The 14,946-nt window shown below is 60.2% G+C and carries 11 protein-coding genes and 1 riboswitch; of the genes, 3 read left to right on the top strand and 8 right to left on the bottom strand.

Translation table 11 applies throughout. The features are described from left to right. From D1224_RS10310 to ccoN, 7 genes are read right to left on the bottom strand one after another with little or no spacing between them, the layout of a single operon-like run. On the bottom strand, positions 1-2,211 hold the full coding sequence (locus tag D1224_RS10310) for a heavy metal translocating P-type ATPase (protein WP_233350481.1): 2,211 nt from the start codon (positions 2,209-2,211) through the stop codon (positions 1-3). Continuing rightward, on the bottom strand, positions 2,208-2,714 hold the full coding sequence (locus D1224_RS10305; RefSeq protein ID WP_119379783.1) for a FixH family protein: 507 nt from the start codon (positions 2,712-2,714) through the stop codon (positions 2,208-2,210). Before D1224_RS10305 ends, D1224_RS10310 begins: the two co-directional genes overlap by 4 nt. A 3-nt stretch (positions 2,715-2,717) precedes the next feature. Beyond that, complete coding sequence (gene ccoG / locus D1224_RS10300; RefSeq protein WP_119379782.1) at positions 2,718-4,175, bottom strand: cytochrome c oxidase accessory protein CcoG; 1,458 nt, start codon at positions 4,173-4,175, stop codon at positions 2,718-2,720. Between the two features lie 11 nt (positions 4,176-4,186). Beyond that, the gene (gene ccoP, locus D1224_RS10295) at positions 4,187-5,071 is read right to left on the bottom strand and encodes a cytochrome-c oxidase, cbb3-type subunit III (protein ID WP_119379781.1); all 885 of its coding nucleotides are present in this window, start codon (positions 5,069-5,071) and stop codon (positions 4,187-4,189) included. Beyond that, positions 5,064-5,225 (bottom strand): cbb3-type cytochrome c oxidase subunit 3, encoded by a 162-nt coding sequence (locus D1224_RS10290; RefSeq protein WP_119379780.1) that lies wholly within the window; start codon positions 5,223-5,225, stop codon positions 5,064-5,066. Before D1224_RS10290 ends, ccoP begins: the two co-directional genes overlap by 8 nt. Positions 5,226-5,236: 11 nt before the next feature. Beyond that, entirely contained in the window at positions 5,237-6,004 is a 768-nt protein-coding gene (ccoO, locus tag D1224_RS10285) for a cytochrome-c oxidase, cbb3-type subunit II (RefSeq protein ID WP_119379779.1), read from the bottom strand. Between the two features lie 14 nt (positions 6,005-6,018). Beyond that, positions 6,019-7,578 (bottom strand): cytochrome-c oxidase, cbb3-type subunit I, encoded by a 1,560-nt coding sequence (ccoN, locus tag D1224_RS10280; protein WP_407647460.1) that lies wholly within the window; start codon positions 7,576-7,578, stop codon positions 6,019-6,021. A 278-nt stretch (positions 7,579-7,856) separates the two neighbouring features. Here ccoN and D1224_RS10275 point away from each other — a divergent pair, with 278 nt between their 5' ends. The 3 genes from D1224_RS10275 to D1224_RS10265 all read left to right on the top strand — a co-directional run bounded on the left by D1224_RS10275 (position 7,857) and on the right by D1224_RS10265 (position 9,982). Next, the gene (locus D1224_RS10275) at positions 7,857-8,120 is read left to right on the top strand and encodes a hypothetical protein (protein WP_119379777.1); all 264 of its coding nucleotides are present in this window, start codon (positions 7,857-7,859) and stop codon (positions 8,118-8,120) included. Between the two features lie 114 nt (positions 8,121-8,234). Beyond that, positions 8,235-9,359: a sensor histidine kinase gene (locus tag D1224_RS10270; protein ID WP_119379776.1), complete on the top strand. Its 1,125-nt coding sequence runs from the start codon at positions 8,235-8,237 to the stop codon at positions 9,357-9,359. Continuing rightward, entirely contained in the window at positions 9,356-9,982 is a 627-nt protein-coding gene (locus tag D1224_RS10265; RefSeq protein WP_119379775.1) for a response regulator transcription factor, read from the top strand. Before D1224_RS10270 ends, D1224_RS10265 begins: the two co-directional genes overlap by 4 nt. A gap of 28 nt (positions 9,983-10,010) precedes the next feature. Here the strand turns inward: D1224_RS10265 and D1224_RS10260 are convergent, their stop codons facing one another. Beyond that, complete coding sequence (locus tag D1224_RS10260; protein ID WP_182482232.1) at positions 10,011-14,564, bottom strand: DUF7933 domain-containing protein; 4,554 nt, start codon at positions 14,562-14,564, stop codon at positions 10,011-10,013. Between the two features lie 123 nt (positions 14,565-14,687). After that, positions 14,688-14,877: riboswitch (cobalamin riboswitch) on the top strand. Positions 14,878-14,946: the final 69 nt, after the last annotated feature.

Here is a 14,946-nt window from a genome sequence, read left to right as displayed (position 1 = left end):
TCAGGACCTCTTCCAGCCGGGGCGAAGCGCATTCAGCGTCACAATGATGGATGAGCCGGACATTGCAACCGCAGCAACGAGAGGCGTGGCAAATCCGGCCACAGCAATCGGCACCGCGATGAAGTTATAGACCGCAGCAAGTGAGAAGTTCTGCACCATCCGCCGGCGGGCAAGGCTCGACGCGTCGATCATGGTCAGGATCGCGCCGAGGCCTGCGCCTGTATAGACACCGTCACTCGCAGACTGGCTGACATCCATGGCACCGCCTGGCGCGAGCGAGGCATGCGCCAGCGAAAGCGACGCAGCGTCATTGAGGCCGTCGCCGATCATCAGAACCTTGCGGCCTGCCGCGCGCAGCTTTTCCAGTCGCTCAACCTTGTCGGCCGGGCTTGCGCCCGCGCGCCAGTCGGTCACCGAAAGCGCAGATGCAATCGTGGCAACAGCATCTGGGCGATCGCCCGACAGGATCTCGACACTGATGCCGCGGCGACGAAGCGTTTCGACGACATCGCCCGCGCCGGGGCGCAGCGCATCCTCAAACAGGAAGCGATAAGGTGACGCATCACCCTCAACATACCAGAGCTGAAGGCTGGTGGTGGCGGAAGAGGTTTCCTCGCCAACCCATTCGGCAGACCCTAGGCGGCAGCGCACGCCCTCAATCTCAGCTTCGAGACCAAGGCCTGGATGCTCCTTAACATGGGCAGCGACACTTCCTGCGCCAGCCGCAGCGACGAGCGCGCGTGACAGCGGATGGCGGGACGCGCGCGCAAGGCGGGCGGCGCGCTGGACTATATCCTGATCGTGGGAACTGCGGACAAGCTCAGGCTCCCCGAGGGTCAGCGTGCCGGTCTTGTCGAAGACGACGTGATCACACTCTGCGATCCGTTCAAGCGCATCGCCGGAGCGAAGAAAGACACCCTTGCGGAACAGGCGACCTGAGGCCACCACCTGCACGACAGGCGCGGCGAGCGCGAGCGCACACGGACAGGTAATGATCAGCGTAGAGACAGCGATCATGATCGCCTCGCGCACGCCTGCGCCAGCCAGAAGCCAGCCAATCAGGGTGAGCGCAGCGGTCGTATGGACGAGCGGAATATATAGAGAGACCGCCTTGTCTGCGATGCGGCGATACTTCGAGCGACGCTGCTCACCCGCCTCCAGCATACGCGCAATATCGGCGAGGAGAGAGTCGCTCGCAGCTGAGATCGCTCGCCCACGCAGGGGCTGTGTCAGGTTGACTGAGCCTGCGAACAGACGCGTTCCGGGCGCAATGGCGCGCGGCAGGCTCTCACCGCTGACGAGGCTCTCATCAGCCTCACTGACACCTTCGAGTACGTCAATATCGACCGTGAGGCGCTCACCCGGCGCGATGAGGACAACATCGCCGGCCACGATCTCGTCGGCGCGCACTGAGCGGGCCTCATCGCCTTCAAGACGGGTCACCGTTCGCGCCTGCAGGGCAGCCAGGTCGTGCGCAGCGGCATGTGTCCGCCTGCGAAGGCGCGCATCGAGGAAGCGGCCGATCAACAGGAAGAAGAGTAGCATGACGGCGGCGTCAAAATAGGCATGCTCACCGCCCCGGATCGTCTCTGCGACACTCACGCCGAGCGCGAGCAGAACGGCGAGCGAGATCGGCACATCCATATTGGCATGGCCCCGGCGAAGCACTGACCAGGCCGACTGAAAGAAGATACGGCCCGAAAAGAGCGCGGCCGGAAGCGCAATGGCGCCAGAGATCGCATGCATGACCCGCCGGGTCGTCTCGCCCATTTCTCCATGACCCGACCAGATCGAAACAGAGAGCAGCATGACATTCGCTGCCGCGAAGGCTGCGACGGCCATGGCGATGAGAAGCTTGCGCTCCTCGCTCTTGGCTGCGCTGTCTGCGGCGTCGGGGGCGAAGGGGGCAACCCCATAACCAAGCGCGGAAACCGTCCCAGCAACGTCGTTTGCCGAAAGCTCTCCGCGCCAGCGCACATCGAACCGCCCGTTAGAGAGGTTCAGCCGCGCCTGCGTCACACCTGGCAGGGCCTGGACATTCTTCTCGATCTTGGAGAGGCAGCCAGCACACTTTGCCCCGCGCACGGTCAGCTGGAGCATATTGCCTTCAGCCGACCGGCGCACGAATGCGCTGATGTCGCCAGCATTGGCCTGTTCAGCAGGGGCGAGTCCGCTAGGACAACCGGAGGTGACATTACCCGCTGTGGTCACGGCACTCTCACATCCTTGCGTGCTTCGAGTGTTACTTCACCAAAGATATCGGTGGCGGTGACGATCATTTCCCACTGACCGGTATCAAGCCCAGGCAGCTCAGCGCTGTAGAAACCTGGAGAGCCTGCGGGCGTCAGTGCAACCGTGACATCCTGCGCGCCAGTCGCCAGCCGGCGAAGCTTGGCCTCCACGTTGAGCCCGCCGACGGGCGCACCATCGGCGCCAGCAACTTCGACCGCAACGGTGTCTGCACCAGACAAGCCTGCGCGTACTGTCCAGCCAAGCTCTGCCTGTGCGCGGCGCGCTTCCAGCGTCTCGTTATAGCTGAGCCCCTGCAGATACGATTTCTCGACATCCTCACCCGGAAAGCTCGTGATCGCCGAGTACAGGAAGAAGCCATTCACCGAGAACATGACGCCGAAGAAAGCGAGCATTATGACGAGGACGTGCCAGCCCTTTAGCTGACGTTCGCGTGGGGTGTCGTTAAGGGTAGCCGTCGTCATGTCCTAGTCTCCTGGCGCCATGAAACTCGTACGGTTTCCATGGAGCTCGCCTGTCGCTGTGTCCTGAAGAAGAAGGGTGAAATGGTCGCGCCCGCCTGCGGTTTCCTTCGGTACGGTCACGAAGATGCGGTAGCGGTCCACACCGTGCGCGGCGACGGGCAACAACATGCGGCCCGCCTCTGTCGCCTCGAGACCGATCACATCGAGCTCCAGCCCATCAATGCCATTGGCCTCAAGGGTCATCTCACGCGCTTCTCCGGACTTGTTGACCAGTTTCAGCGTGTAACCATTGCGAATATCGCCATCGGACAGGCGCACATAAGGCGGCGAGCGGTCCTTCAGCACGTTGACCTCGAACGTACCGCGATTGAGCAGCCCCCATGCCATCAGCGCAGCGATCGCGACCATCAGCGCTCCATAGAGCACCGTCCGCGCGCGGATCAGCCTGTATTGCGTCGGCATGCCTGCTGCACGCCGCGCGACGGCGATATCAGTGTCGTAGGCGATAAGGCCGGTGGGGCGATCGACCTTTTTCATCATATCATCGCAGGCATCTATGCAGAGCGCGCAATGGATACACTCAAGCTGTGCGCCGTCGCGGATATCGATACCCACCGGACAGACCTGAACGCACTGCTTGCAGTCGATGCAGTCGCCGCGCCCTTCCCAGCTCTCACCCTTGCGGTGCGGCCCGCGCGGTTCGCCACGATCATAGCGATAAGTGACGTTGAGGGCGTGCTCGTCGGTCAGAGCGGCCTGAATGCGCGGCCATGGGCAGAGGTAGGTGCAGACCTGCTCACGCATCGTGCCGGCAAGCACATAGGTCGTGAACGTCAGGATGGCGGCGAACCAGTAGGCCGAGAGCGGCGCTTCGCCGATAAAGAAGGTCTGCGCGATCATCTGCGCGTCATGGAAGTAGAGAATGAAAGCGCCGCCCGTCACGAAAGCGATGAGCAACCAGACCGCATGCTTGCCAACCTTCCGCCAGGCCTTGTTGAAGCTCATAGGCTTGGCATCAAGCCGCATACGCGCTGCCCGGTCACCTTCGAAGGCGCGCTCGACCCAGATATAGAGGTCCGTCCAAACCGTCTGCGGACAGGCATAGCCACACCAGACCCGGCCGAAGAGAGATGTCACAAGGAACAGGCCGAGCGCGGCAAGGATCATCAGGCCAGCAAGGTAATAGGCTTCCTGTGGCCAGATCTCGATGCCGAAGAAGAAGAACCGCTCCCCGCCGAAGTCTGCCAGCACCGCCTGGTCTGGCACGCCAGTCCCGCGGTCCCAGCGAAGCCAGGGCACCAGGTAATAGATGCCCAGCATCCCCACCATGGCCGCCCATTTCACCGTCCGGAACTTGCCGTGGGCAAGCTTCGGATAGATCTGCTTGCGCTTGGCATAGAGATCCTGCGGCGGCGGTGCCGGTGGCGGGGACTTTGGCGTTATGAGGGTGACGCGGCTCATGGCTTGAAGACCTACTCCCCACCGCCGAGCGAGTGGACATAGACAGCCAGCGACTTGATCGTTGCCTCGTCCAGTCGCTCACCCCAGGCAGGCATGTGCGCGTTCCGGGCATCGTAGACGCTGTTATAGACATCGCGGTACTCGCTACCGAACACCCAGATATCGTCCGTCAGGTTCGGCGCACCGAAGGTCCGGTCGCCCGCGCCATCTTCGCCATGGCAGGACGCACACTGCGCAGCAAATATGTCCGCACCCCGACTGCTGGCTGCCTCGTCGACCTCCCGGCCAGACAGCGACAGGACATGATTGACCACATCGTCGATCTGCTGGCGCTCCAGAAGCCGGTCGCGGCCAAAGGCGGGCATGAGCGAGAACCGCGTTTCAGGGTCTTCTTCATGCCGGATGCCGTGCTGCAGGGTGTACTGGATGCCCTCGAGCGTGCCGGACCAGAGCCAGGCATCATCGGCAAGCGTCGGATAGCCCTTGGCGCCGCGTCCGCCCGCACCGTGACAGGTGGCACAATTATCGCCAAAGGCGCTTTCGCCAGACGCCATCGCGAATTGCTGCAACTCGCGATCAGTTTCGATTTCTTCAAGACTCGCTGTGAGGAGAGCCGCACCCGACGCACTCCGCTGCGTGCGGAGGCTTTCTACCTGTTCGGCCACCGCCATCCGGTCCGATTGGCCCGCAAGACCGCGCGTATTGGTGCCCATGCCCGGCAGGGCCGGAATGGCTGGCATGACAACCATATAGCCAATCGAGAAGGCGATGGTCGCGTACCAGATGTAGAGCCACCAGCGGGGCAGCGGATTGTTCAGCTCCTTGATGCCATCCCATTCATGGCCCGTGGTCTCAACGCCGGTTGGCTGGTCGATATCCTTGTCGTGTTCACTCATCGCCCGGCTCCCGGTCTGAAAGTGGAAGGCTTGCCGCCTTGTCGAATTTCTTCTGGTTCTTTGGCCAGAGCGCGTAGGCCAGGACGGCGCCAAAAATGGCTACGAAGTAGATCAGGCCACCGGTCTGGGCGAAGCTGGATAGTGTCTCGTACATCTCAATTTCCCCTAGCGCGCGTTCATCAGGTCTTCGGCTTCGTAGGTGGAGAAATCCACCAGTGTGCCGGTCATCTGAAGGTAGGCGACAAGTGCATCCATCTCGGTGATACGGTCAGGGTCCTGATCGAAATCGCGGATCTGGACGGTGCCCTCGCGGCCGGATGCTTCCGTGTAGCGAGCCACCAGGGCGTCCTGCTCATCGAAATAGATGTCGGGGTCAACCTGGGCCCGAAGGTCCATGCTCGCATTCTCGATCATCTCGTCGGTGTAAGGAACGCCTACGGCACGAAGCGCCTTCAGGTCATCCTGGATGTGGCGGAAGTCGAGCGACTTCTCTGCCAGGAAGGCATAGGGCGGCATAATCGATTCCGGCACCAGGGCGCGCGGGTCGATCAGGTGGTCAACATGCCATTCATCGGAATATTTGCGACCAACGCGTGCGAGGTCTGGCCCTGTCCGCTTGGAGCCCCACTGGAACGGATGGTCGTACATTGACTCGGCTGCCAGCGAATAATGGCCGTAGCGCTCTACTTCGTCGCGCAGCGGGCGCACCATCTGGCTGTGGCAGACATAGCAGCCTTCACGCAGATAGATGTTGCGGCCAGCCACTTCGAGCGGGGTGTAGGGGCGCATGCCCTCCACCTTCTCGATCGTATTCTCCATGTAGAAGAGCGGCGCCATCTGGATGAGCCCGCCGATCGAGACCGTGATCAGGATGCCGATGGTCAGGAGAAGCGAGTGGCGTTCGAACACGCCGTGATTATTGAGCAGTCCCATTGTTCTCGACGCTCCTATTCGGCCGGCTGCAGCTCAGCGGCTGCCGGCGGTTGGCTTACAGGGTTGGCATCAGTGGGCTGGTTGATGCGCTCATGGCCCAGCGCGGTGCGGATCAGGTTGTAGGACATGATCAACGCGCCGCTGAGATAGAGCAGACCGCCTACCGTGCGGATGATGTAGCTGATGTGCTTGGCCTCGACCGTTTCCACGAAGCTGTATTCGAGGAAGCCGAAGTCATTGTAGGCACGCCACATCAGGCCTTCCATGATGCCCGCAAACCAGAGCGCCACGATATAGAAAACGATGCCAATCGTTGCGAGCCAGAAGTGCCACTCAACCAGCGCTATCGAATAGAGACTTTTGCGCTTGTAGAGCCACTGCGTCAGGCAATAGAGCGCGCCGAAGGAAATAAAACCAACCCAGCCTAGCGCGCCTGAATGAACGTGTCCGATGCCCCACTCGGTATAGTGGCTGAGAGAGTTCACCGCCCGCACGGACATGAGCGGGCCTTCGAATGTCGCCATACCGTAGAAGGCGAGTGAGACGACCATCATGCGGACAACGGGGTCGGTACGCAGCTTGTCCCAGGCACCAGACAGGGTCATCACGCCGTTGATCATGCCGCCCCAGCTTGGCATCCACAGCATGATCGAGAAGGTCATGCCGAGGGTTTGTGCCCACTGTGGAAGCGCGGTGTAGTGAAGGTGGTGCGGACCTGCCCAGATGTAGATGAAGATCAGCGACCAGAAGTGCACGATCGACAGGCGGTAGGAATAGACCGGCCGGTCCACGCGCTTCGGAATGTAATAATACATGATCGCAAGGAAGCCGGTCGTCAGGAAGAAGCCGACCGCATTGTGGCCATACCACCACTGGGTCAGCGCATCCTGAACCCCTGCGAAGAGCTGATAACTCTTGGCCGAGCCGAGCGAGACAGGCAGCGATAGATTGTTCACGATGTGCAGCATCGCGATGGTCACGATGAAGGACAGGTAGAACCAGTTCGCCACATAGATATGCGGCTCTTTGCGCTTCCACAGCGTGCCGAGGAAAATGATCAGATAGGCGACCCAGACGATGGTCAGCCAGAGGTCGGCATACCATTCAGGTTCAGCATATTCCTTGGACTGGGTGATCCCCATCAGATAGCCGGTCGCGGCAAGCACGATGAAGAGCTGGTAGCCCCAGAACACGAACCACGGCCACATACCGCCAAAGAGGCGCGCGCGGGTCGTGCGCTGAACCACATGAAAGCTGGTTGCGAGCAGAACGTTACCACCGAACGCAAAGATCACGGCGGACGTATGAAGCGGACGGAGCCGGCCAAAATTCGTCCAGCCGAGCTCCTCGAAATAGAAGAGGTTCGGCCATGTCAGCTGGCAGGCAATGATCACGCCGACGAGCAAGCCAGCGAGACTCCAGAACATGGATGCGGCCACGCCGAACTTGACCAGCGTGTCTTCATACTCCGTCTCGTCGAAGGGGTCGCGGTCGCCCAGCTTGCCGGCCCAGAGCGCGATACCCACTAGCCAGGCGACGATCGCGGAGAAGAACAGGAGCGCATGAACGCCCATCAAATGATCTGTTGCATTGCCAGCGATCAGGATCGCCAGGACAGCAAAGACGCAAAGGAAAGCCGACACCATTCCGGTGCTGCTGTCCCTCGCCCCTCTTTTAAGGATGCTGGTGCTCAACTTGCCTACCCCTCAACATTCAAACTCCGCCGGAAGCGGCGGCTGTCTCATCATGGCAGAGGGATTACGGAAGCTCGGAAGTGTTCGGTATACGGGCTCATACGTATGGGCCAGCCTGTCGCAGACGCATTAGATTGCGGGCATCAGGAGGCCTCCGAATGAACCGTGTCATTATATTTACCGTCGGGCTGGCCATCGCGATGATCGCGTGGCCGCAAGTTCAGTCGCATCACTTGCGAAATGAGCTGCTGCAGCTTGCGTGGTGCTCCTCAACAGGTCAGGCGCCCGGTACATCCAGCTTGTTCGGCATGCACTGCGTCTGGTGCCCGGTTTTCGTGTCGGGCGTCGCCGTCATGGTTATCAGCCCGTTCCTGCAGCATGCTCGGACTTTGGCGCATCGCCTCGCCCGGGTCATGCCATGACAATTCAGCACCTCTCCTCACGCTATTTGTTGACCACCCGGCCCTGCCTGTCGCATTGCGGTTATGCAGACGACAGGGGTGTGAACACTGAAGGGTCCGGACCAGATCTACGATATGGCGGAGATGGACGTTGACGCGCTCCATCACCACTTCCGGTCCATCCTCCAGTCGGTGCCGGATGCCATGGTGGTCATCAATGACGCCGGGATCGTCACGGCTGTCAGCAAGGCAGCAGAGACCCTGTTTGGCTACGAAGCGGACCAACTGCTTGGACGCAATGTCAGCATCCTCATGTCGCCAACCGACAAGTCGCAGCATGACGGTTACATCTCGCGCTATCTTCGCACCGGTGAGCGCCAGATTATCGGCATTGGCCGCACAGTTACCGCACGGCGCGCCGACGGCACTCTGTTTCCGATCGATCTCAAGATCGGCGAGGCAAAGATTGGCGACCATTACCTCTTCACGGCTTTCATGCGGGACCTGACCGAGCAACGGCGCAATGAAACGCGCATGAAGGCCTTGCAGGCCGAGCTCGTCCATTTTTCGAGGCTGAGCTCAGTCGGCACGATGGCGTCTGCCCTCGCGCATGAGCTGAACCAGCCGCTCACCGTGGTAACAAATTATCTCGAAGCCGCCCGTGACCTGCTCGATGCGCCGGACGAAGAGACAATGAAAATGGTGCAGGAAGCGCTCGGCGAAGCGGCCAAACAATCTGTCCGCGCGGGTCAGATCGTCCGTAAGCTGCGCGACTATGTCTCTCGCGGCGAAGTCGAGAAACGCCCCACGGATCTGGTTCCCCTGCTCGGTGATGCGGTCGCCCTCGTCCAGACGGAAATGGGCACGGCGTCAGGCGCCATCTCTGTCAGCGTGTCGGAAGACACGCCGTTTGTGATGATCGATCCGATTCAGATACAGCAGGTCATCATCAATATCGTCCGTAATGCCATCGAAGCTATCGGACCGCAGGTAGAGCCGAAGATCGATATCCGCGCCCTGATTGGCAGCAATGGCATGGTGCTTGTCACTATCGAGGATAATGGCCCCGGAATAGACCGTGAGGTTTCTGAACACCTCTTCCGTCCGCTGGCCAGCTCCAAGTCTACCGGCATGGGTCTTGGGCTTTCCATCTGCCGCACCATTGTCGAAGCGCATGGAGGTACGATCGAAGCGATACCTGCAGGCGACACGGGCACGCGTTTCGCTTTCACGCTTGAACCTGTAGAAACCGAGGCATGACTGATTCTGAAAAGCCGCTAGTCCACCTCGTAGATGATGATGAGGCTATCCGTCACTCAGCCAGCTTCATGCTCCGGCTCGCGGGCTATCGCGTTCAGACACATCCGGACGGAGTAAGCTTCCTGGCAAAGCTCGACGAGCTCGAATCAGGCTGTATCCTCCTGGATGTCCAGATGCCGCAGATGAATGGACTCGCGGTCCAGAAAGAGCTCAATGAGCGCGGCTGCGAGATGCCGATCATTGTCCTCACAGGACATGGTGATGTATCGGTGGCGGTTCAGGCCATGAAGGCCGGCGCGGTCAATTTCGTTGAAAAGCCTTACGAAAAGCAGGTCCTACTCCAGGCGATTACTGAAGGCGTCGAACACCTAGACAGCCTTCATCAGGGCGCGATCCAGAAGGCCGAAGCGGAAAAGCGGCTCGCTCATCTCAGCCCGCGCGAGCGCGACATTCTCAATGGTCTGGTCGAAGGGCTGACCAATAAGGGCATTGCCAACTCGCTCGACATCTCCCCGCGTACAGTGGAGATTCACCGCGCAAACATGATGGACAAGCTCGGCGTCGACAGCCTGTCTGCCGCCCTTCGGATCGCCTTTGCCGCAGGCCTTGGCGCCAGCAGCTAGGCGGCACGTCAGGATTACAGGACCGCGCCTAGTATCCCCGCATACCGGCACTGCAGCCGGACTGGCTCGCAAAGGAGCTGTGCACGCCGCCGCCTGGCACATCACAGCGGCCACCAAGTCCCATTCCCCCCGCGCCAGAAGCCAGCGCCTGCACACCTTGCCCTAGCCCACCCGAACCGAATGGCACGCGGATCTCTATCCGGGCCGTCTCCGCCCGGAAGTCCCCGGCGCCAACACCTGCGATACCAACCTCGAGGCGCACCAGCGGGCCCCACTTGGTCTGCGTGGCCAAACCAATCCGCGCGTCTGCCCGAAGGTCGGTATCGTCAGTGCTCAGGAAGCCACGCTCGGTCAGCAGATCTGCGCTATCATAGTCCCACACCGCATTGAGCCTGCCGCTCAGCTGTAGCCAGCTGCCATCGCGGAACTCGTTGCGCCAGGCGACCTCCGGTCCCGCCCGGAAGCGGCCGAGGCTGATATCCTGAGATGGGATTTTGATGCCGAGCGTGTCCGTATAGGCCGACTGGGTTTCCTTGTACTGGGTGATCCCCGCCTGCGGACGCACTGTCCATGGGCCAGAGCGGATTTCCCCCGTTACATTCGCCCGGACCATGTAGCGCTCGGTTTCGAAGTCATCGCTGTAGAGGCCGAGCGGGTTCACCCGGTTGTCGGATTCCCCGAACATGGCGAGGCCGTCGACGACCAGGCTGTCCTTCACGCGCCAGACTGCATACGGACCGGCCATCCAGCCCTCACCCTGCACCTGCGCCCCGCGCACCGCGCCAGCATCGGTGAAGACCTCGCGCGCCTCATCTTCCATCCAGTCATACTGGGCCATCGCACCGACGATAACGTCATCCCGCAGGAGGTAGTCGACGCCGAGCTGCACGGTGGCAAAGTCGGTTCTGGACCGTTCGCCCGCGCGGTCATCCCGGATACCGGACGCTTCGGCTGCCAGCCAGACATCCCAGCCATCAAGGAAGGATGCTTCTGAATTGTTGAAGCGGGCGCCCGTATTGGCCTCATCGGCGGCAACGGCATTGCGAGCCCCCGACAGAGAGACGCTGAAGTCCATCTGGTAGTAGCCCGCGCCCGATGCGTTGGCGGACATGCCGCCGCGCTGGGCTGAATCGCGATCAGCAAAACGGCGCGACAGTTCCGGTGCCGCGTCGATGATACGGTCAGCCCGGCGGAGCATGAAGTTGCGGATGGCGCGCTGTGTCGCAAGGCGCACCGCATCTTCATCACGCACATTCTCAAACACGCAGACAATGCTCTCACCCGGATCGACATCAACTGTCGCCGTGTCACTCGCCGCGTCATAGGTCGTTGCCCCATCAAGGTCGCCCGAACAATTCAACGCTTTCACCCGCCAGCCCGGAGGCGCCATCTGGGTGATGTCATAGCTGCCGAACAGGATGTCCCCGCTACTTGCACTCGCCCGGTTATTGCTTGTCGAGAGCGTCAGATTGTCGAAAGCCGGCACGTCGGAAGCATAGGTGAAGCTCGCTTCGCCGGATGGCCCCTCCTGCGTCGTTGCAACAAGCTGGACGTTGCCGAAGCGCTCCTGCACCGCGACATTAACGGGCAGTTCCACGAGGATCGTGCCGGCGCTCAGGCCCACGCCAACCGCACCGCCATTCCCGCCAGATTGAACCGGCTGGCCGTTCGCGCCGCCCATAGACGCAAGCGCAACCGGCGCATCGCCCACCGTCACGGTGACTGTCCCGACATAATCGCCAGGATTCAAGCTATTCACGGCATCGTTGAGGCTGACGGACAGATCGAACGTTCCGAGCGGCGAAATCGTGCCCGAAAGCGGCGTCACGGTGATCCACGGCACATCGACCTGCACGGTGAACGGCAATGGCGCACTGCCAGGGTTGGAGATTGTCGCCACCGATGCAGCCTGTTCAGGGTCAGCGATGTCGGAACTCAAATCGATCACAACTTCGGGAATTTCAGAGACAGCCTCAAGCGAGACACTCGCCTCAAGACTATCATTGCCCGCCGCATCCTTGCCCGCCGCTGAAGCGACGCTGACGCTGACCGTGCCAGGTGCCGATGGCGTGATGCGCGCGGTGTAAACCGACCCGCTCGTCGCCGCGAAATCACTGGCGGCTGCGTTTCCAAGCGTAATGTCCGCCAATTCGAAACCCGTCACATCTTCCGTGAAGGTGAAGGTCGCGGTGAATGCGCCCGTTGTTTCGGTCCCAGGAAGCTCGATTGATAGCCCGGGCGGGCTTGCATCTGCCACAATGGTAAACTGCGGCGCTGCATCATTGCCGTTGTCAGCCGCGTCTGCCGCAACATTCGCGGCGACATCAATGGTTACTGCACCATCCCCTGAAGGCGTAATGTCCGCCGTATACACTTTCGCGTCCGTCGCCTCGAAATTGGCAAGCGTCGCATTGCCGAGCGTAATGTCTTCAGCAGCAAATCCGGTTACATCCTCAGTGAATGTAAAAGTGACCGGGAACACCCCCGAAACAGGACCGGTCGATGTGCTTGCAATCGACACGTTCGGGCCATCCGTATCGGGCGGCGTCTGCTGTAGCGTATAGCTGTTCTCATTCGCGCCGGACGGCTCGCCACTCGTCAGCGCATTGCCGAACTCATCGACGGAGCCAGCGCTGAGAGCGATTGTTACAGGTCCATTAAGATCGGCCAGGTCGCCGCCCGAAGCCGTCACATAGAAGCCAATGCTGTAACGTTCGACGGAAAGGGTCGCAGTCGTACCGGTTAGCGTGAACGCGCTGGGTTCGATGGCATATAGCGGCGAAATCCGGCTAAACTGGAAGTCCCAGGTCAGCGTATCGGCGTCGGTCACTTCGGTGTCCGGGGTCCGCCGCGTAATGGAAGCAAGCTCAGGGCCGCGATTGTCCACCGTATAGGTTTCATCCGTGGCAGGCTCTCCGGACAGCAGCCCGTTACCCGCAAAATCCGATATGCGACGGAATATAACAATAGGGGCCGGGGGATCAGCCCTCCCATTAATTTGTCCGCCGCCAAGCGCCAGATCCAGACCGACAACGCCACTATAGGTTGCAAGGTCGCCGCCTGAGACAGTCAGAAGGAACGTCTGTCCGGACAGGCCACGCACCGGAAAACCCATCTCACCGCCCATTTCTTGCGCGAGTCGAATCGCGCCGATCTTGTCTTTTCTAATATCCCCACTTTTTCCGAAAGATTGGAGGTCCGTGCCCGTCGCGCTCGTACCGGTTACCTGAAAGCTTTCAGGTCCAACATTCTGAACGGGTTCGCTGAATGTAATCTTGAAGACCAGTTCGTCCGCATTGGTGTTTTCTTGCAGCGGCGTGTAGCGCTCAAAGGCTGTCACCATTGGCGGGGTGGAGTCGTTGATCAGCTCAAAGGTATCCTGCCTCATCTCTGTGGGATTGAAGCTAACCAGAACATTTCCAGCCACATCCGCGATGGATGACGGTGAGTTCAAGGCGAGCGTAACAAGTCCGTTGAAGTCTGGCAGATTCCCGCCACTTGCGCGCACTTCGACCTGCGTGGCATCCGCATTGACGATTGTCAGGTCTGCCGTTAGCCCACCCCCCAAAGCGGTGACTACGAACTGATCGGCCGTGAACGTTGCGATATCCATCGCCTCCGTAAATCGGATCCTCCATGTAAGGATATCAGCATCGGTGCTTCCGCTCGTTGGATTAGCACGCTCGATAGTTCGGATACGCGGCGCGATTACGTCAGTGACTGTCAGCGTGTCAGAAGCGGTGCCGCTATTTCCGAACCCAGACGAAAGGGCGCCGGTGGTTTCAATGAACGTACCCGCCTCCTTGGACCCGACCAACAAGTTGATTGTACAGCTCGAGCTCGCTGGGACCGAACCACCCACATAAGAAATGGACCCTGCGCCCGCATTGGCGAACAGGGTGCCCCCGACACAAGTCGTGGAAGCGTTCGGCGTCTGGTACACTTTCAACCCTGCATTGAAATTATGTGAGAAATTCACACCTGTCGCCGGGTTGGGATTCTGGACGTTATTGATCGTATAAGTGACTTGGGCGCTGTCATTATTGGTCGTCGAAGACGGATTGAACACCATGCTGAACTGAGGTGGTGCCACAAAGTTGATAGTGCCCTGGGCCGAGGCGCCAGATCCAAGGCTGCCATCAATCGAGTTCGTGTTGGTGGTGAAACTACCCGGTATCGTGGAAACGATATCTATCCTGATCGTGCATGACGACGCTCCGTTAATTGACGCGTCGACCTGCAGATAGTTGGGACCCGGAACCAGCGTCGAATTCGGACAGGTCGATGATACATTCGATGGTGTAGCAATGCTTCGCCCAGCGGCTAGATAATGGTCAAACTCGAACGTAGCAGAAGTGCGGTTCGGGTTTTCTAGAGTGTACAACACCGTCACCGCCTCATTTACGTTGGCGGTTGTTATCTCTTGGTCGGATGCGTTCAGAAACTGAAGCGAGAAGTCTAATGGCACAGTAGGCTCGAACGCTTGCGCACCCAGTGACAATACGCTCGTTCCCAATGCGAGACCGCAAGCACGCACGATCGCACGCGCCCAACCGCCAAGTTTCTGCTGAATCGTTTTCACGTGCGTCCCCCCACCCAATATGGTCCCGGGGCCCATGCTAGGCGGGCCAGAAATGGGCCGCATCACCCGAACGGGTGGTCGGGAAGGTTTATTTCGTTCTATTGACAGGCTCGGCCGCTTGGAACATCACCGCGGCCAGATGGTGCCCTTCTAACAGGGGGCTAAGAGGGAAGCCGGTGTAAATCCGGTGCTGTACCCGCAACTGTCAGCCAGGAGCTGATGGCCACCAAGCCACTGAAGCACAATGCTTTGGGAAGGCGGCCAGACGCTGTGATCGGCAAGCCAGGAAACCTGCCATCGCCTGTCGTTTGCCCATGGCCGGGAAAAGCCAGCGGGCGCGGAGTATCTCCGTTTTTCGACAATCCGTCTGCCGCGCGCGCAA

Origin of the sequence: Henriciella barbarensis (assembly GCF_003576345.1) — a bacterium.
In the GTDB taxonomy this organism is placed as follows: domain Bacteria; phylum Pseudomonadota; class Alphaproteobacteria; order Caulobacterales; family Hyphomonadaceae; genus Henriciella; species Henriciella barbarensis.
This window is presented reverse-complemented; position numbering and strand designations above follow the sequence as displayed.

Excerpts from the sequence above, each read along its gene's own strand:
- ccoP (WP_119379781.1), bottom strand. The coding sequence starts at position 5,071 with ATGAGTGAACACGACAAGGATATCGACCAGCCAACCGGCGTTGAGACC.
- ccoN (WP_407647460.1), bottom strand. The coding sequence starts at position 7,578 with ATGGGCGTTCATGCGCTCCTGTTCTTCTCCGCGATCGTCGCCTGGCTA.
- D1224_RS10305 (WP_119379783.1), bottom strand. The coding sequence starts at position 2,714 with ATGACGACGGCTACCCTTAACGACACCCCACGCGAACGTCAGCTAAAG.
- D1224_RS10290 (WP_119379780.1), bottom strand. The coding sequence starts at position 5,225 with ATGTACGAGACACTATCCAGCTTCGCCCAGACCGGTGGCCTGATCTAC.
- D1224_RS10270 (WP_119379776.1), top strand. The coding sequence starts at position 8,235 with ATGGCGGAGATGGACGTTGACGCGCTCCATCACCACTTCCGGTCCATC.
- D1224_RS10275 (WP_119379777.1), top strand. The coding sequence starts at position 7,857 with ATGAACCGTGTCATTATATTTACCGTCGGGCTGGCCATCGCGATGATC.
- D1224_RS10265 (WP_119379775.1), top strand. The coding sequence starts at position 9,356 with ATGACTGATTCTGAAAAGCCGCTAGTCCACCTCGTAGATGATGATGAG.
- ccoO (WP_119379779.1), bottom strand. The coding sequence starts at position 6,004 with ATGGGACTGCTCAATAATCACGGCGTGTTCGAACGCCACTCGCTTCTC.
- ccoG (WP_119379782.1), bottom strand. The coding sequence starts at position 4,175 with ATGAGCCGCGTCACCCTCATAACGCCAAAGTCCCCGCCACCGGCACCG.